This is a genomic window from Hydrogenophaga sp. (genome assembly GCF_050182545.1).
Classification (GTDB): domain Bacteria; phylum Pseudomonadota; class Gammaproteobacteria; order Burkholderiales; family Burkholderiaceae_C; genus Hydrogenophaga.
The window spans coordinates 259,139-275,459 of the sequence record NZ_JBFXCD010000001.1 but is presented as its reverse complement, the minus strand read 5'-3'; the positions used below and the strand labels follow the sequence as shown (position 1 = coordinate 275,459).

16 protein-coding genes are annotated in these 16,321 nt (G+C 69.2%); 5 read left to right on the top strand and 11 right to left on the bottom strand.

Going from position 1 to position 16,321, the window contains the following annotated elements; translation table 11 throughout:
- Positions 1-16 precede the first annotated feature (16 nt).
- Both AB7P10_RS01365 and AB7P10_RS01360 read left to right on the top strand, forming a co-directional pair.
- Positions 17-979, top strand: a complete 963-nt coding sequence (locus AB7P10_RS01365) for a diacylglycerol/lipid kinase family protein (protein ID WP_428292036.1) — start codon at positions 17-19, stop codon at positions 977-979.
- Positions 976-1,770 carry a metallophosphoesterase family protein gene (locus AB7P10_RS01360; protein ID WP_428292035.1) on the top strand — a complete coding sequence of 265 codons (795 nt, stop codon included), beginning with the start codon at positions 976-978 and terminating at the stop codon, positions 1,768-1,770. The genes AB7P10_RS01365 and AB7P10_RS01360 overlap by 4 nt, the downstream gene beginning before the upstream one ends.
- Before the next feature lie 17 nt (positions 1,771-1,787).
- Here the strand turns inward: AB7P10_RS01360 and AB7P10_RS01355 are convergent, their stop codons facing one another.
- The 5 genes from AB7P10_RS01355 to AB7P10_RS01335 form a co-directional block, all read right to left on the bottom strand.
- Positions 1,788-2,690 carry an NAD(P)/FAD-dependent oxidoreductase gene (locus tag AB7P10_RS01355; protein ID WP_428292034.1) on the bottom strand — a complete coding sequence of 301 codons (903 nt, stop codon included), beginning with the start codon at positions 2,688-2,690 and terminating at the stop codon, positions 1,788-1,790.
- Positions 2,662-3,135 carry an Rrf2 family transcriptional regulator gene (locus AB7P10_RS01350; protein WP_428292033.1) on the bottom strand — a complete coding sequence of 158 codons (474 nt, stop codon included), beginning with the start codon at positions 3,133-3,135 and terminating at the stop codon, positions 2,662-2,664. Before AB7P10_RS01350 ends, AB7P10_RS01355 begins: the two co-directional genes overlap by 29 nt.
- 49 nt (positions 3,136-3,184) lie before the next feature.
- Positions 3,185-3,715 carry a GNAT family N-acetyltransferase gene (locus AB7P10_RS01345; RefSeq protein ID WP_428292032.1) on the bottom strand — a complete coding sequence of 177 codons (531 nt, stop codon included), beginning with the start codon at positions 3,713-3,715 and terminating at the stop codon, positions 3,185-3,187.
- Complete coding sequence (locus tag AB7P10_RS01340; RefSeq protein ID WP_428292031.1) at positions 3,712-4,233, bottom strand: DUF962 domain-containing protein; 522 nt, start codon at positions 4,231-4,233, stop codon at positions 3,712-3,714. Before AB7P10_RS01340 ends, AB7P10_RS01345 begins: the two co-directional genes overlap by 4 nt.
- Positions 4,234-4,315: 82 nt before the next feature.
- Complete coding sequence (locus AB7P10_RS01335) at positions 4,316-5,107, bottom strand: hypothetical protein (RefSeq protein ID WP_428292030.1); 792 nt, start codon at positions 5,105-5,107, stop codon at positions 4,316-4,318.
- 33 nt (positions 5,108-5,140) lie between these two features.
- Between AB7P10_RS01335 and AB7P10_RS01330 the strand changes: the two genes are divergently transcribed.
- Complete coding sequence (locus AB7P10_RS01330) at positions 5,141-7,426, top strand: ATP-dependent DNA helicase (protein WP_428292029.1); 2,286 nt, start codon at positions 5,141-5,143, stop codon at positions 7,424-7,426.
- 69 nt (positions 7,427-7,495) lie between these two features.
- On the opposite strand, the gene AB7P10_RS01325 is transcribed toward AB7P10_RS01330, so the two are convergent.
- Positions 7,496-8,917, bottom strand: a complete 1,422-nt coding sequence (locus AB7P10_RS01325; protein WP_428292028.1) for a hypothetical protein — start codon at positions 8,915-8,917, stop codon at positions 7,496-7,498.
- A 236-nt stretch (positions 8,918-9,153) separates the two neighbouring features.
- Positions 9,154-10,467 (bottom strand): hemolysin family protein, encoded by a 1,314-nt coding sequence (locus AB7P10_RS01320; protein WP_428292027.1) that lies wholly within the window; start codon positions 10,465-10,467, stop codon positions 9,154-9,156.
- 9 nt (positions 10,468-10,476) lie between these two features.
- On the opposite strand from AB7P10_RS01320, the gene AB7P10_RS01315 reads away from it, so the two are divergent.
- Entirely contained in the window at positions 10,477-11,313 is an 837-nt protein-coding gene (locus tag AB7P10_RS01315) for a symmetrical bis(5'-nucleosyl)-tetraphosphatase (RefSeq protein WP_428292026.1), read from the top strand.
- 49 nt (positions 11,314-11,362) lie between these two features.
- Here the strand turns inward: AB7P10_RS01315 and AB7P10_RS01310 are convergent, their stop codons facing one another.
- The 4 genes from AB7P10_RS01310 to dcd form a co-directional block, all read right to left on the bottom strand.
- Complete coding sequence (locus tag AB7P10_RS01310; RefSeq protein ID WP_428292025.1) at positions 11,363-12,835, bottom strand: DEAD/DEAH box helicase; 1,473 nt, start codon at positions 12,833-12,835, stop codon at positions 11,363-11,365.
- Between the two features lie 68 nt (positions 12,836-12,903).
- The gene (gene ypfJ, locus AB7P10_RS01305; protein ID WP_428292024.1) at positions 12,904-13,815 is read right to left on the bottom strand and encodes a KPN_02809 family neutral zinc metallopeptidase; all 912 of its coding nucleotides are present in this window, start codon (positions 13,813-13,815) and stop codon (positions 12,904-12,906) included.
- Between the two features lie 60 nt (positions 13,816-13,875).
- Complete coding sequence (locus tag AB7P10_RS01300; RefSeq protein ID WP_428292023.1) at positions 13,876-14,982, bottom strand: fatty acid desaturase; 1,107 nt, start codon at positions 14,980-14,982, stop codon at positions 13,876-13,878.
- Positions 14,983-15,033: 51 nt separating this feature from the next.
- On the bottom strand, positions 15,034-15,600 hold the full coding sequence (gene dcd / locus AB7P10_RS01295; protein WP_428292022.1) for a dCTP deaminase: 567 nt from the start codon (positions 15,598-15,600) through the stop codon (positions 15,034-15,036).
- A gap of 117 nt (positions 15,601-15,717) precedes the next feature.
- Here dcd and AB7P10_RS01290 point away from each other — a divergent pair, with 117 nt between their 5' ends.
- Positions 15,718-16,308: a GbsR/MarR family transcriptional regulator gene (locus AB7P10_RS01290; protein ID WP_428292021.1), complete on the top strand. Its 591-nt coding sequence runs from the start codon at positions 15,718-15,720 to the stop codon at positions 16,306-16,308.
- Positions 16,309-16,321 lie beyond the last annotated feature (13 nt).

Sequence of the window (16,321 nt, the reverse complement as noted above, 5' to 3'; positions counted from 1 at the left end):
CGCAACCCTCACCACCATGCCCGTCTTCGATCCCTCGGCCACGCTGCACTTCGTCATCAATGGCCGCTCCGGCAGCCAGGATGGCGACGCGACCCGCGAGACCATCGAGCGCGCGCTGTCGGCCACCGGCCGGCGGGGCGAACTTCACTTCTGTGAACCGGCCGATCTGCCCCGGGTCGCGTCCCGCCTGGCCGCGCACTGCGGGTCAGAGGGTTCGGCGCTGGTGGCCGTGGGCGGCGACGGCTCCATCAACACCGCGGCGCAGGCGGCACATGCCGCAGGCTGCGTCCTGGGCGTGATTCCGCGCGGCACGTTCAACTACTTCGCCCGCACCCATGGCATCGCCACCGACGTGGCGGAGGCCATGGCGCAACTGCTGCGCGCGCGGCCAGAGCCGGTCCAGGTGGCGGCGGTGAACCAGCGCCTGTTCCTGGTCAATGCCAGCGTCGGCCTGTACCCCGATCTGCTGGAGGACCGGGAAGCCTGGAAGCGCCGGTATGGGCGCAGCCGCCTGGTGGCCCTGGGTGCGGCCCTGGCCACCGTCATGCGATCGCGCCAGCGGCTCACGCTGCAGATTGCCCTGGGCGGCGCTCAGCGCGAGGTGCGCACCCTCACGCTGTTCGTGGGCAACAACCGGCTGCAGCTGGAGCAGGTGGGCATGGTCAGCGGGCCACCGGCCAATGGAGCGCGCGACAACGGGCGGATCACCGCCGTGATGCTCAAGCCCATCGGCACCCTGGCGATGCTGGGCCTGATGCTGCGCGGGGCCATGGGCACGCTCGGCGACGCCGACGGTGTGGAGCATTTTTCCTTCGAGCAGATGGTGGTGAAGCCGTCGCGCCTGCGGCGCCTGCGGCGCACGAAGATCGCGTTCGATGGCGAAGTCGAGCGCATGAAGCCACCGCTGACTTTTCGCGTCCTGACCACCCCCCTGTACCTGCTCAAACCACCGCCTGACGACAGGGAGCCCCCGGCTTGAGCCTGATCCTGCACGTCTCCGACCCCCACTTCGGCACCGAACGCGCCGACGTGGCACGGGCGCTCACGCGGCTGAGCCTGGCGGTGCGCCCCGATCTCGTGGTGCTCTCGGGCGACATCACACAGCGTGCGCGCGCCGCCCAGTTCCGCGCGGCGCGTCGCTTCATGGACGGGTTGGGCGCGCCGATGCTGGCGGTGCCGGGCAACCACGACATCCCCCTGTTCAACCTGTGGGCGCGCTGCACGCGACCTTACGGAGGCCACCGCGCCGCGTTCGGCGACGTGCTCGACCCCGTGTTCAGCACGACTGCACTGCTGGTGCTGGGCGTGAACACCACGCGCACGCACCGGCACAAGAACGGTGAAGTCGGCGAGCAACAGGTCCGGCGAGTGAGCGAGCGGCTCGCGCAGGCCACGGCGCGGCAATTGCGCGTGGTGGTGGTGCACCAGCCCATCGACGTGATGCGCGCGCAGGATGTGCCCGACCGCCTGATCGGCTACGCCGCCGCGCAAGCGGCCTGGGCTGCCGCGGGCGCAGACGTTGTGATGGGTGGCCACATCCACCTGCCCTATGTGATGCCGCTGCCCGGCCTGGCGCGGCCGATGTGGGCCGTGCAGGCCGGCACCGCTGTCTCGCACCGCGTGCGCCCGGGTGTGCCGAACTCGGTGAACCTGCTGCGCTGGAATGCCGATGAGGGCGTCTGCACGGTGGAGCAATGGGACCATTCGGAAAGCGCGCAGGCCTTCGAGCCCGTGCGCGCAACGCGCCTGGCGCCCGCGCGAGCGCGCTGACCCCTGCGCCGCCTCGGTCAGCCGAACATCAGCGAACGGTGCGCGGAGGCACCGGCCATGGCGCCGGCGCCCACGGAAATCGCCACATTCCCGGCGGCGCGCGCGGCGTCGCCGCAGGCGAACACACCCGGCACGCTGGTGGCCTGCATCCCATCGGTCTGGATGAACGCACCCGTGGGCCCCTCTTCCAGCGCGCAGCCGAGTTGGTCCGCCACCGGGCTGGCCAGGCGGGTTCGGGTCAGCGTGAACAGGCCGTCCATGGCGAAGCGGCGCCCATCGCGCAGTTCGACCGTGGCGGTGTCCACCAGCCGCTCAATCGCACCAACCTCGACAGTGACGCCGCGCGCGGCCAGCGCGGCACGTTGCCCGTCGTCGGGCTCGAACGCGTCGTTGAGAAACAGCGTCGTCTGCCCCCAGTCGGGCAGCATGAGCGCGTGGTGCATCGACAGCGCGCTGCTGGCCAGTACGCCGATGCGGCCTTTGTCCAGCTCGTAGCCGTGGCAGTACGGGCAATGGAAGACGCCCTGGCCCCAGCGCTGTGCCAAGCCTTCAATCGCTGGCAGCTCGTCGACCACGCCGCTGGCGATCACAAGCTTGCGCGCCTGCTCCACGCGGCCGTCAGCGAGCGCCACGCGAAAGCCGTCTTCGCAGGGCTCGGCTTGTGACACCGTGGCGTCCAGCCAGCGCACGCCGGGGTAGGTGAGCAGTTGCGCCTTGCCCTCGGCCGCAATGGTGCCGGGCGCGCGTCCGTCGTGGCCCAGGAAACCGTGCGACGCACTGGCAAAGCGGTTGCGGCGCATGCCCGCGTCGACCACGAGCACGCGGCGGCGCGCCCGCGCGAGCTGCAGGGCGGCGGACATGCCGGCGTAGCTGCCACCGATCACGATGGCGTCATTCAGAACGGTGGTGGGTGTGCGCATGGTGGCTCCTGGCATGGGGGTGTTGGGCAAAGCGCCGGTTGAAATCGGCCGCGAGGTCGGCCAGCGTCACGCGGCCCAAGCGCTGGACCAGCAGAGCCTGGGCATCCTGCAGGGCGCCCGAAAGGACCTGGTTGACCGCCTGTTCGACCAGACATTCGGGGTTGTCCGAGCGGTGGCCGATCGCGAACACCGCGGGCGCGCCAACGGCGTCGTACACGTCGCGCAGCGTCACCGTCTTGAGGTTGCAGGCCAGCACCCAGCCGCCTCCGTGGCCCTTCTCGGAACTCACGAAACCCGCCTCGCGCAGGCCGGCCAGCGTGCGGCGCACGACCACGGGGCTGCCCTGCAGGCAGGCGGCCAGCGCCTCGGACGTCATGGGCCGCTCGCTGTGCGCCATGTGAAGCAGCAGGTGCAGGATCGATGCAAGTTTGCTGTTGAGTTTCATGCAACTTGCATAGTTACATGAAATCCATCGAACCGATCTCTCGTGAAATTCAACCCTGCAAGGCTTCGGGGTTTTCGGATTCGGGCGGCCGCACATCAAAGGCCGCGTCATACGCCACCACGCCATGGGCCATGGCCGCGTCGAATGCCAGGGCCTGGAAATACCCGGGCGGCACGCCCTGCAGCACCAGGCCTGGCTCGGCGCGAAAACCGAAGCGGGCGTAGTAAGCCGGCTCGCCCAGCACCACGCATCCGGCCGCGCCCTGTGCGCGCAGTTGCGCCAGCGCCGCGCGCACGAGACCGCTGCCCACCCCCCGGCCCTGGTGGCCGGGCAGCACCGAGACCGGCCCCAGGCCGAACCACCCGTTGCTGACGCCGGACACCGACACTGGCGAGACCGCCACGTGGCCCACGATCACGCCTTCGCGCTCGTCCACCAGCGAGATCGTGAGCTGTTCCCGGGCGCGCAGCGCGTCGACGATGAGGTGTTCGGTGTGGCTGGTGTGCGGCGCGCGCTGGAACGCCGCCGCGGTCAGCGCGTGGATGGTCTCGACGTCGGCCGGCGACTCGAAGCGGATCACTTCGCGAGCGCGCGGCCCGAATGCACCGGCCCCGCGCGCGATTCGACCACCGCCTCGACCTCGCGGCGCAGACCCATCAGGAAGGCCAGCTCGGCCACCACGAACAGCGGGCCGATGATCAGGCCCATCACGTCGTCGACGAATGCGGGCTTGCGGCCCTCGAAGATGTGGCCCACGAACTGGATCACCCAGCCCACGACGAACAGCCCCAGGCCGAAGCCGGCCCAGGCGCCGGTGGACCAGGGCGCCGTGGCATGCGCCACCGCCAGGCACAGCGCCAGCAGCAGGCCCATCACGATGCCGAAGCGCAGGTCCAGCCGCAGGTAGTACAGGGTGGCGGCGATCACCGCCAGCGTCGCGGGAGAAAGGGCAATGCCCACGACCTCGAACACCGGGCGCGCGAGCAGCACCACGACGGCGAGCACGATCATGGGGATGCCAACAAAGTGGGTGAGGATGTTGCGGCGGTCCCGGTGGTAGGCCGCGTACTGGCTCAGGTGGTCGTTGAGTGTCTTCATGGCGTGTCTCCTTGAAACGCAACCGAGGCGCACATCATGACCATGGCGCTGGCGAGGCGCCAGCGGGGTTACACGCAGGCCGTCACAACAGCGACTGCGCGTCGTCCTCCAGCCGCACGGCCGGCCCGGTGCGCGCCAGCGCCATCCACACATGGAACGGCAGCCGCTCGATGGCGCGGCGCGGTGCCTCGCGCGCCACCACCAGGCGCTCGCCTTCGAGCTGCATCACGCCGCACTCGGGCGGTATCTCATCCGGCCGCGCGATCGGGCGGCCTTTCGCGTCCTGCCCGAGCACATACCAGCAGGCACCGGCCAGGCCCAGGTAGGCCGCGCGCTTGGCGGGCTTCTTCAAGTCCCCCAGCAGGTCGGCCCGGCTGACCTTGATCTCGTGCACCACCGGCTCCAGGTAGGCCTCCACCGTGGTGTGGCGCACCGAAAACACATCGGGACAGGCCATGCACCAGCCGTGTTCGGGCTGCAAGGCGGGCGCCTCGGTGTCGAAAACCGCCGCCTGCGCCGGGGCCACCGCATCGGGTTCGCCGTTCAGCAGCGCCCGCGGCAGCGGCACGCGCAGCGCCAGACCGCGCCAGGTGATGCGCCCGGCCTGCGCCATCGCGATGGCCACGCGCTCCACCAGCGCCTCGTGCGGCGTCCGCGCGGCCTTGTTGTGCGCGAACACCTCGGCCAGGCGCCGGACGCCGGCGTCGGTCACGCGCAGGGTCTCGAAGCCCTCGGGTGAGGGGCGCCGCTCCAGCAGGCCGGCGGCGAGCAGCTCGACCTCCAGCGTGTCGTGGCAAGGCCAGCCCGCCGAGCGGTAGATCTCGCGCAGACGCTGGTGGTGGCGGCGCGTCAAAGGGGGTGCGGTCGGCTCCATGGACTGACTATATATCCAGTACCATGACCCTCCATGCCCACCGCCCCGTTGTCCGACGAGCTGACGGCCACCGCACCGGTGGCGGTGCGTGTGCTGTGCGCATTCGCGGCAAAGACCGGCGACCTCGACCTGCGCTTCACGCCCTCGCCCAGTGCGCAGGAAGGCGTGGCAGGCCATGGCACGGTGACTGCCCGGCGCGGTGCCGGCTACCAGCGCGAGGTCTCGCTCGCCACCCATTGCGACGGACTGCGGGTGCAGGGCCGGGCCGACGGTTTCGACCCCGCCGTGCCCCGGCTGGAGGAAATCAAGACCCACCGCGGCGATGCGGCCCTGATCCCCGACAACCACCGCGCCCTGCACTGGGCGCAGGCGCGCGTCTATGGCTGGATGCTTTGCGAACAGCTCGGGCTTGAGCGCATCGAACTGGCGCTGGTCTACTTCAACGTCGACACCGGCCACGAGACGGTGCTGCCGGTGTGGCACGGCGCCACCGAGCTCAAGGCCTTCTTCGAATCGCTGTGCGCGCGCTACGCCGGCTGGGCGCGTGCCGAGCAGGCCCACCGCGCCGCGCGCGACGCCGCGCTGCAAACGCTGGCCTTTCCGTTCGAGGCATTCCGCCCCGGGCAGCGCGAACTGGCCGCCGCCGTCTACCGCGCCCAGGGCGCCGGGCGCCACCTGCTCGCGCAGGCGCCCACGGGCATCGGCAAGACCGTGGCCACGCTGTTCGCCGCGCTGCGCGCCGCGCCCGCCCAGGGCACCGACAAGCTGTTCTACCTCACGGCCAGAACACCGGGTCGCCAGCTCGCGCTGCACGCCTTGCGGCGCTTGCAGGCAAAGCCCCTGCGCGTGCTCGAACTGGTGGCCCGAGAGAAGGCCTGCGAGCACCCCGACAAGGCCTGCCACGGCGAGTCATGCCCCCTCGCGCAAGGTTTCTACGACCGCCTGCCGGCGGCGCGCGAAGCGGCCGTGCAGGCCGGCTGGCTCGACAAGGCCGCGCTGCGTGAGGTCGCGCTGCGCCACACCCTCTGCCCTTATTACCTCGGCCAGGACCTGCTGCGCTGGAGCGACGTGGTCGTGGGCGACTTCAACCACTTCTTCGACCTGGGTGCCAGTGCGTGGGCGCTCACCGTGGGCGAGGAGCTGCGCGCGGGCCTGCTGGTGGACGAAGCGCACAACCTGATCGAACGCGCGCGCTCGATGTACAGCGCCGAACTGCGCCCGGCGGTCCTTCACGCAGCACGCCAGGCCGCGCCGGCCGCGCTGAAAAAGCCCATGGACCGCCTGCACCGGCAATGGGGCACGCTGGCGCGCACCCAGACGCAGGACCACGAACTCTGTCCGGAACTGCCCGGCCCCTTCATGGATGCGCTGCAGCGCCACGCTGCGGCGCTTTCGGACCACTTCGCGCACGAACCACCATCCGCTGGCTCCGCGCTGCAGACCTGGCTGTTCGAGGTGCTGCAGTTCCTGCGGGTGGCCGAGGTGTTCGATGCGCATTCGCTGGTGGAACTCACACGGACGCTTCGCCCGCCGGGGCGCGCACGCCACCCGACGATCCACATCCGCAACCTCGACCCCGGACCGCTGTTGCAGCCCCGCTGGCAAGCCGCGCACAGTGCCACGCTGTTCTCGGCCACGCTCAGCCCCATGGATTACGTGAGTGCCCTGCTGGGCCTGCCCGACGACACCGCGCGCGTGGATGTGCCCTCGCCCTTCGACCCAGCGCAGTTGCAGGTGCGTTTCACCCCGCACATCTCGACCCGCTTCGTCGACCGCGCGGATTCACTCGACCCGCTGGTACATGTGATGGCTACGCAGTACACCACCCGCCCGGGCAACTACCTGGCCTTCTTCAGCAGCTTCGACTACCTGCAACAGGCCTTGCAGCGGCTGCAACGCAGCCACCCCGATGTCCCCGTGTGGGCGCAGTCGCGCGGCATGGGCGAGCCCGAGCGCGATGCCTTCGTGGCGCGCTTCACCGAAGACGGCCAGGGCATCGGCTTCGCGGTGCTGGGCGGCGCGTTCGGCGAAGGCATCGACCTGCCGGGCCGGCGACTCATCGGCGCGTTCATCGCCACGCTGGGCCTGCCCCAGGTCAACCCGGTCAACGAGCGCCTGCGCACGCGGCTGCAGACGCGCTTTGGCCAGGGCTACGACTACGCCTACCTGTTCCCCGGGGTGCAGAGGGTGGTGCAGGCAGCTGGCCGCGTGATACGCGGACCGAACGACACGGGTGTGGTGGTGCTGATGGACGAGCGCTTTGGCCAGCCCGCGGTGCGGCGCCTGCTGCCCGGGTGGTGGCGGATGGAGCGCGCATGAGCGCCGCGCCGGGCCGTTCCCAAGCCAGTTCGCACCGCGGCCCGCAGGGCGAAGGTACCCAGTGAGCGCTCAGCGCGCCGCGTACAGGCGCACCGCGCCGCTGTGGCGCTGCTGCGAGCCGGTGGCGCCACCGTGCTCCAGCCGATCCCCCACCGCGAGCGTGCGGCCATCCCCCGAGAGCGCGATGGCGGCGCCGAAGGGATGCCCGCCGTCGGCGTGATCGAACGTCAGAGGCCGGCGCGGACGCCAGGATGCCGTGTCATGCGCAAACAGGTGCACCGCCCCAGCACCGCGCTGCGCACCCACCGCGAGGACCCGCGCATCGGCCGAGAGCGCCAGTTGCCCACCGAAGCCATCGCCCGGTGCGCTGTGTGGCGCCCGAAGAAGCGCCTGCTGGCGCCATGAGCCGGCCTGCCGCGCATAGACGTATGTGGCACCCGGTGCGGCCGGTGTTGCGCCCTCTCGCGCTGACACGCCGGGCGCCCCGACCACCAGGGTGTCGCCGTCGGCCGACAGGCCCAGGCGGGCACCGAAGCCCTGGCGCGCCGAGCCCGGGTCTGCCAGCACCTGCTCGCCCGCGCGCCAGCCTTCGCCATCGCGGCGGAACAGATGCACGGCCGCACGTGGCGCCTCCGGTGCGCCGATGGCAATGGTGCCGCCATCGGCGGACAGCGCCACGCTGGCGCCGAAGCCGCCGCTGAGCGTGGCCTCGGCGGGCTGCAGTTCGGCGCGGTGCGACCAGGCCGTTCCATCGAGACCGAATACGTGCACCGGGCCCTGCCGGGTATCGGCGCGTGCGCCGACGCGCCCCTGGGGACGCAGCATCGCCACGGCCAGCAGGTCGCCCTGCCCGGCCATTGAGACCGCCGAGCCGAATCCACTGGCGCCCGCCGGAGCCGCCAGCCGCGACTGCGCCAACCAGTGGCGGCCTTCTCGCCGGAACACGTGCACGGCGCCCGAGGCCACGTCTTCGGCGCCCGCATCGGCCGATTCGACTTCAAAAGGCGCACCGACCGCGAGCGTGCGGCCATCATTGGACAGGGCCAGGCTGAAGCCAAATCCGGCGCCCGCCACGGGGAACTGCGCCACCAACTGGGCCTGCGGCTCCCAGCCCTGGGGCGTGCGCGCGTAGAGGTACACCGCGCCAGCCCGTGGCACATCGCCACCGGATGATGCAAACCAGCCTCCCCGGCCCAGCGATTTCAGATCGGCCCCCACGGCCAAGGTGCTGCCATCGCCCGACAGGGCCACCGCCGCGCCAAAGAGGGCGGAAGCTTCGGCATGCGGAACCTTGAGGTGGGCGACGGCCTCCAGTGCGCCGCTGCGCAGCGTCGCCAGCCCGGGCCGCGCGGACATGGGGAGGGTCACCGCAGCGGCCGGGTCGTCCAGGGGAACCGTGCCACCCAGGCAGGCCACGAGCAGCGGGCTGGCGCACAGCACGGGTGCGGCGGCGATCAGTTGGAAGTAGCGGCGAATTTTGCGGCGGTTCACGGAGCATCCTGTCGGTCAACGGTGGTAGGGCTGCGCACCACCTTGGCCAGGAACCCCTGCGCCCGCAGGTGCTGCGGTGCGCCGATGGTCCTCAAACCGCCGCAACAGAAGAATGCTGCCTAAGTACTATATTTTTTCGGTCGTTGACCCATTCATGACGGAGTTCTCACTGGAACGACCGCTCCAGGCCCCCGAAACGCCGCCGGCGCGCCTCGATTGGCGCGTTCTTTAACCCCCTAGCCGTCGCCACCGCCGTCGTCATCGACGGTCTCGGGCAAGCGCGAGATAAGCACCTGATCGATGCGCCGGCCATCCAGGACCAGCACCTCGAAGCGCCAGCCCGCGCAGTCGACACTGTCGGCCTGGCCGAGCAGATCGCCGGCCACGGTCTGCATCAGACCGGCAACGGTGTTGTAGCGACCCTTGTCCTCGTCGGGCAGTGCATCGATTGACAGGCGAGACTTGAGTTCGGCCACCGGCATCGCGCCATCCACCAGCCAGGCGCCGTCTTCGCGCAGCGTGGCCCAGGCGTCGACCGCGGCATGTGGTGAGAGCTCACCGGTGATGGCCTCAAGCATGTCCAGCGGCGTGAGCAGGCCCTGCACCACGCCATATTCGTCCACCACGAACACCATGCGCGTGGCACGTTCGCGGAATTGTTCCAGCAGCTCCATGCCGCTGAGTGTCTCGGGCACGAACACGGCCGGCTGTACGTGGCGCATCAGCGGTTCGTTGTTGCCCTCGGCCTGCAACGCCAGCATGCGCGGCAAGTGGATCACGCCGACCACGTCGTCGAGACCACCGCGACACACCGGATACCAGGAGTGGCCGGTGGTCCAGGCCTTCTGCACGGCCAAGTCGATGCTGTCCTCGGCGTCGAGCCACTCGATCTCCGAGTGCGGCACCATGATGGAGGTGAGCTGACGGTCGTCGAGCAGGAACACGTTGCGCACCATCAAGTGCTCGTGCTCCTCGATGATGCCGGCGTCCACGCCTTCTTCCAGGCTGGCGTTGATTTCTTCCTCGGTCACGTGCTGCACGGCATTGCTGTCGATGCGCAGCAGCTTGAGCACCCATTGCGTGGTGTGCGTGAGCAGCCACACGAAGGGCTTGGCCGCCTGAGCCACAAAAGCCATGGGACGCGACACCCAGCGCGACACCGCTTCGGGGTACAGCTGCCCGATGCGCTTGGGCACCAGTTCGCCAAACACGATGGTGATGAAGGTGATGACCACCACCACGATGCCGGTGGACAGCACGTTGGCGGTGGCTTCCGTCAGCCCCCTGGCCTCGAACCACAGACCCAGATCACCACTGAACGCGGCTTCGCCGACGATGCCGTTGAGCATGCCGATGGAGGTGATACCGACCTGCACCGAAGAAAGAAACTGCGTGGGATTCTCCAGCAGCTTGAGCGCGGTGACCGAGCCCTTGTCACCGGCTTCGGCCATCGCCGCCAGACGCGCCTTGCGGCTGGACGCCAGCGCCAGCTCGGACATGGCAAACGCGCCGTTGAGCAGCGTCAGAAAAACAATCAGGAGCGTATCCATAATCGGCGGATGGCAATTTACATGATCGGGGACGTGCAGGGCTGCGACGACGCACTGGGCCGTCTGCTCGACCACATCGGTTTTTCTGCCAGCCGCGACAGCGTGTATCTGCTGGGCGACCTGGTCAACCGGGGGCCCGGGTCGCTGGCGGTGCTGCGGCGGCTGATTGCGCTGGAGGGCGCGGCGCAGTGTCTGCTTGGCAACCACGATCTGCACCTGCTGGCCACCGCGCACGGCGTGCGCAAGCCACACCGCAGCGACACGCTGGACGACATCCTGCGAGCACCCGACCGCGAGGCGCTGCTGGACTGGCTGCGCGCGCGGCCCCTGGCGCTGCACGCGCACGGCTGGTTGATGGTGCACGCGGGCGTGCTGCCGCAGTGGAGCGCCGCAGACACGCTGGCACTCGCGGACGAACTGCAGGTCGCGTTGCGCGGGCCGGACTGGACGGATTTCCTGCACACCATGTACGGCAACGAACCTCCCTTGTGGAGCGATTCACTGCGGGGCGCGGACCGCCTGCGCGTGATCGTCAACGCCTTCACCCGGCTGCGCTTCTGCACCGCGCAGGGCGTGATGGAGTTCGCCACCAAGGACAGCGCGGGCGCGGCCCCCGAGGGCTTCATGCCCTGGTTCGACGTGCCCGGGCGACGCACCGAGGGCGTGCCGATCGCGTTCGGCCACTGGTCCACGCTGGGCACCGTGAACCGCGCCGACCTGCAGGCGCTGGACACGGGCTGTGTCTGGGGAGGATGCCTCACGGCGGCGCGCATCACCGGCGTACCCGGACAGGTGGAGCGGTTGGCGGTGCGCTGCGAGCAGGCTCGCAAACCGGGGAAAAACTGAAACGGTGGCGGCGGGGGCCGCCTGGCAGGCTCGGGCAAGGGCCGACCCCTCAGCTTTCCTGCACCGGCGCCGGTGCGCTCTTGAACAGGGCCGCCACCTTGCGGCGCGTCTTGATGTTGGGCGACGCTGTGCGCGCTGCCGGGCGCTGCGCAACTTCCCATGCCGGGGGTGCATCACTGGCACTGGGCTCGTAGGGCTTGTCGAACAGCGGATCTGCAGGCGGTCGTGGCGCGCGGGCCGGGCGCTGATCGCCGCGGGGTTCGCGCGGTGGTCGGCTGTCGCGGCTTTCGCGGATGGCCCGGCTCTCGCGCCGCTCGCCGTCCTCGGGCTGCTGCCAGGCGCGCTGGCCGTCGTTGAAGCGGCCCGCCGGGCGGCGGTCGGCCTCGAACTCCAGGGCTTCGAGTTCAAGCTTCTTGCCCAGCAGCTTTTCCAGGTCGCCCATGAGGCGCGTGTCGCGCCCGCTCACGAACGACACCGCCAGACCCGATGCGCCCGCACGGCCGGTGCGGCCGATGCGGTGCACGTAGTCCTCGGCGTTGAACGGGATGTCGAAGTTGAACACCGCCGGCACGTCCTTGATGTCCAGGCCGCGCGCGGCCACGTCGGTGCAGACCAGCAGGTCGACCTCGCCGGCCTTGAACGCGGCCAGCGCCTTGAGGCGCTCGTCCTGGCTCTTGTCGCCGTGCAAGGCCGTGGTGTTGAGGCCCTCGCGCTCCAGAGAGCGCGCCAGCCGCGCGCAACCGAGCTTGCTGTTGACAAACACGAAGGCCTGCTTGATGCCGCGCTCGCGCAGGATCTGCTTGAGGGTACCGCGCTTGTCGTCGTCCTCGACGCGGTAGAAGTGCTGCTCGACCGTGGAAGCCGTGGCGTTGGAGCGCGCCACCTCGATCGTCACCGGGTCCTGCAGGTAGCTGTTGGCCAGGCGCTTGATCTCGGGCGAGAACGTGGCCGAGAACAGCAGCGTGGTGCGCTGCTTGGGCAGGAAGGACAGGATGCGCTGCAGGTCGGGCAGGAAGCCGATGTCGAGCATGCGGTCGGCTTCGTCCAGCACCACGTACTCGACCTGGTTGAGCACGCAGTTCTTCGCCTCGATGTGGTCCAGCAGGCGCCCGGGCGTGGCCACCAGAACTTCCACGCCCTTCTTCAGTTCGGCCGTCTGCGGCTTCATATCGATGCCGCCGAACACGACCGTGCTGCGCAGGTTGGTGTACCTGGCGTAGAGCTTGACCTGCTCGGCCACCTGGTCGGCCAGCTCGCGCGTGGGCAGCAGCACCAAGGCGCGCACGGGGTGGCGCGCGGGCGAGGTGGAAGCGTTTTCGTGCTTGAGCATGCGCTGCAGCAGCGGCAGGGTGAACGCGGCGGTCTTGCCGGTGCCGGTCTGGGCGGCACCCATCACGTCACGGCCCTGCAGCACCACAGGAATGGCCTGCGCCTGGATCGGCGTCATGGTCTCGTAGCCCATTTCGGCCACGGCGCGCTCAATGGCGGGAGAGAGGGACAGTTCGGAGAAGGATTGGGTCATTGGCTTCAAAGTTAGCCGGGTATTGTCTCACTTTGACGACTTTTCGCCCAAAACCCACCGCCAGCGTGTCAAAGCGTCGCGGCCTTGAAGGTGTCGCAACTCTGAATGTTGCCACTCTGCAAGCCCGCATTGAACCAGCGCTGGCGCTGCGCGCTGGTGCCGTGGGTGAAGCTGTCGGGCACTACATGGCCCTGGCTCTTGCGTTGCAGGGCGTCGTCGCCGATGGCGGCCGCGGCGTTGAGCGCTTCCTCCACATCGCCCGGCTCCAGGATGGCCTGGCTCTTGTGGTTGTGGTGCGCCCAGATGCCGGCAAAGCAGTCGGCCTGCAGTTCCAGCCGAACGGACAGCGCGTTGTATTCCCGCTCGCTCACGCGGCGGCGCGCCTGTTCCATCTGGTCGGTGATGCCCATGAGGTTCTGCACGTGGTGGCCAACCTCGTGCGCGATCACGTAGGCCTGGGCGAAGTCGCCGGGTGCACCGAGCTGGCGGCGCAGTGTGTCGTAGAAGCTCAGGTCGATGTAAACCTTCTGGTCGCCCGGGCAGTAGAAAGGCCCCATGGCGGCCTGCCCGGTGCCACAGGCCGTGGGCGTGGCGCCGCGGAAGAGCACCAGGCGCGGCTTCTGGTACTGCGCGCCACCTTGCTGGAACACCTGGCCCCACACGTCTTCCGTGCCACCGAGCACGGCCGCCACGAAACGACCCATGTCGTCGGTTGGCGCCTGCGCCGGGCCCGGTGGTGCGGTCTGCACCTGTTCGGTGGGAGCGCCCATGTCGCCCACGCCGCCGAGCACGCCCAGGAGGGTCATGGGGTTGATGCCGAAGATCCAGCCCGCCACCAGCGCAATGACGACGGTGCCCAGGCCGATGCCGCGACCCCCGACACGCCGGCCGCCACCCCCCAGGCCACCCAGCCCGCCCCCACCCGCTTGCGAGCGGCGGTCCTCGATCTGATCGGATTGGCGGTTGTTTTCCCACTTCATGGCGAGCCTCCTGCGCAACGCACGCGGTTGCTGGCGCATTATCGGCCGGGCGGCGCAGGATCAGGCCGTGGCGTGGCGCTCGCTTGTGGGTCGCCCCGAGAAATCGGTCCAGCAGCGGTTGGCGAAGTCGTAGAGCTTGCAGCGCCGCGCGGTGTCGAAGTACCAGCGCCAGGAGAAGCGCTGCACGATGATGCGCCCGGGCAGCGCCGTTTCGAGCAGCTGCTGGGCGCCCTTGAGCTTGTAGAGCGGCACGCTCATGTCCACGTGGTGCGCCGTGTGCTCCATGATGTGGTGCAGCAGCGCGCCGATGCGCATCGGGAACGTGAGGTGCACCGTGGTCGACACGAAGGGCGCGGCCCGGGCCCAGCCGGCCTTGTCGTCGTGCCATTGCACCGCCGTGTGCGTGTGGTGCACGTAGACCACGAAGCCGATCATGGCATTCCAGAACAGGAAGGGCACGGCAAAGCCCATGCCCAGCAGCAAGCCGACCGACTGCCCCGTGGCCTGCGCAGCCGCCACGAGCGCGCCGATCCAGACCGCAGCGGTGGCGACCACGAACACCCCGTCCCACACGAACACGGCGCGGCGCGTGCCCATGTACGCTTTGCGCGGAAAAAACATGCGGTGCCACCACATCTCCACCAGGTAGTAGAGCGCCGGCCCGAAGCCGCTGCGGTACACGCGTTCAAGCGCGCGCCGCGCGGGCGGGAGCGCTTCGTACTCTTCGCGTGTAAGCGGCGCCCACACAAAGTCCACTCCCTTGAGGTTGGTGTAGCCGTGGTGCACCACGTTGTGCCCCACCTCCCACAGGCTATAGGGCGTGAGCGAGGGCAGCATGGCCATGCGGCCGAGCACGCGGTTGAGCGCGCGGTGCGGCGTGTAGCTCTGGTGGCAGGCGTCGTGGCCGATGATGAACAGGCGCCCGATCATGAAGCCCGCGGCCAGACCGCACAGCAGCTTGGCCCACACGTTGACGAGCAGCGCGGTGCCCGCCATGAACGCGGCGAAGGCGATCCAGTCGAGCATCAGCAGGGCCACGGCCCGCGCAGTGCGCCGTTCAACGATGGGCGCGAGCCAGCCGCGGATCACCTTGCGATGCGGCAGCGGCTGGCCGGCGGGGATGGGTTCGGGCAACGGGGACGTGAAACCAAGCGGGTTGCGTGACATGCCCGGCATGCTATCGGCGCCGCCGCCGGCCCGACTTGACTCAGGTCAAGTTCAGGCTTTGGGCAGGGTCACGCCGACCTGCCCCTGGTACTTGCCGCCACGGTCCTTGTAGGACACATCGCAGACTTCGTCGCTCTCGAAGAACAGCACCTGGGCGCAGCCCTCGCCCGCATAGATCTTGGCCGGCAGCGGCGTGGTGTTGCTGAACTCCAGCGTCACATAGCCTTCCCACTCGGGCTCGAAGGGCGTGACGTTGACGATGATCCCGCAGCGCGCGTAGGTGCTCTTGCCCAGGCAGATGGTGAGCACGTTGCGTGGAATGCGGAAGTACTCCACCGTGCGCGCCAGCGCGAAGCTGTTGGGCGGGATGATGCAGTGGTCACCATGGAAGTCCACGAAGCTCTTCTCGTCGAAGTTCTTCGGGTCGACCACGGTGCTGTGGATGTTGGTGAACACCTTGAATTCGGGCGCGCAGCGGATGTCGTAGCCATAACTCGACGTGCCGTAGCTGATCACCTTCCTGCCTTCCACGGCACGCACCTGGCCGGGTTCGAAAGGTTCGATCAGGCCGTGCTGCTCGGCCATGCGGCGGATCCATTTGTCGCTTTTGATGCTCATGGGGCGCGATTGTAGGGGGGGCCACCCGATGGCGCCGGGGCGTGGCATTTCCCCATCAACTTCCGGTAATTTCAGTAATTACTGAAATTTCAGGCAAAAAACGCTACAGTCGCGCCCATGCCCCTGCAAGACCACCTCCCTCCGCTGAACCGCGAGTTCGTTGCCCATTTCGGGGAAATGGGCAGCAAGTGGGGCATCAACCGCACGGTCGGCCAGATCTACGCCCTGCTCTATCTTTCGCCCCGGGCGCTGAACGCCGACGAGATCGCAGAGACCCTGGAGTTCTCGCGCTCGAACGTGAGCATGGGCCTGAAGGAACTTCAGGCCTGGCGGCTGGTGCGGTTGCGCCACCAGCCCGGCGACCGGCGCGAGTACTTCGAGGCACCCGCCGACGTGTGGGAGATCTTCCGCGTGCTGGCGGAGGAACGCCGGCGCCGCGAGGTGGAGCCCACGCTGTCCATGCTGCGCACCGCACTGCTCGAGACACCCCGCAGCGACGCCGAGCGGCACGCCCAGGCGCGCATGCGCGAGATGCACGACCTGATCGACCGGCTCATGACCTGGTTCGACGATGTGCAGAAGCTCGCGCCCGAGACCGCCATGCAGCTCATGGGCATGGGCGCGACGGTGACGCGGGTGCTCGAAATCAAGGACCGGCTCACCGGCAAGACGGCCCCGCGCGGCGCGCAGAGCGCGCCGACCACCTGACCCCGCCAGGAGA

What these genes read in the sequence shown, in the direction of transcription:
- AB7P10_RS01365 (WP_428292036.1), top strand. Translation starts at nt 17, where the DNA reads ATGCCCGTCTTCGATCCCTCGGCCACGCTGCACTTCGTCATCAATGGC.
- AB7P10_RS01355 (WP_428292034.1), bottom strand. Translation starts at nt 2,690, where the DNA reads ATGCGCACACCCACCACCGTTCTGAATGACGCCATCGTGATCGGTGGC.
- AB7P10_RS01350 (WP_428292033.1), bottom strand. Translation starts at nt 3,135, where the DNA reads ATGAAACTCAACAGCAAACTTGCATCGATCCTGCACCTGCTGCTTCAC.
- AB7P10_RS01340 (WP_428292031.1), bottom strand. Translation starts at nt 4,233, where the DNA reads ATGAAGACACTCAACGACCACCTGAGCCAGTACGCGGCCTACCACCGG.
- AB7P10_RS01335 (WP_428292030.1), bottom strand. Translation starts at nt 5,107, where the DNA reads ATGGAGCCGACCGCACCCCCTTTGACGCGCCGCCACCACCAGCGTCTG.
- AB7P10_RS01330 (WP_428292029.1), top strand. Translation starts at nt 5,141, where the DNA reads ATGCCCACCGCCCCGTTGTCCGACGAGCTGACGGCCACCGCACCGGTG.
- AB7P10_RS01320 (WP_428292027.1), bottom strand. Translation starts at nt 10,467, where the DNA reads ATGGATACGCTCCTGATTGTTTTTCTGACGCTGCTCAACGGCGCGTTT.
- AB7P10_RS01315 (WP_428292026.1), top strand. Translation starts at nt 10,477, where the DNA reads ATGGCAATTTACATGATCGGGGACGTGCAGGGCTGCGACGACGCACTG.
- AB7P10_RS01310 (WP_428292025.1), bottom strand. Translation starts at nt 12,835, where the DNA reads ATGACCCAATCCTTCTCCGAACTGTCCCTCTCTCCCGCCATTGAGCGC.
- ypfJ (WP_428292024.1), bottom strand. Translation starts at nt 13,815, where the DNA reads ATGAAGTGGGAAAACAACCGCCAATCCGATCAGATCGAGGACCGCCGC.
- AB7P10_RS01300 (WP_428292023.1), bottom strand. Translation starts at nt 14,982, where the DNA reads ATGTCACGCAACCCGCTTGGTTTCACGTCCCCGTTGCCCGAACCCATC.
- dcd (WP_428292022.1), bottom strand. Translation starts at nt 15,600, where the DNA reads ATGAGCATCAAAAGCGACAAATGGATCCGCCGCATGGCCGAGCAGCAC.
- AB7P10_RS01290 (WP_428292021.1), top strand. Translation starts at nt 15,718, where the DNA reads ATGCCCCTGCAAGACCACCTCCCTCCGCTGAACCGCGAGTTCGTTGCC.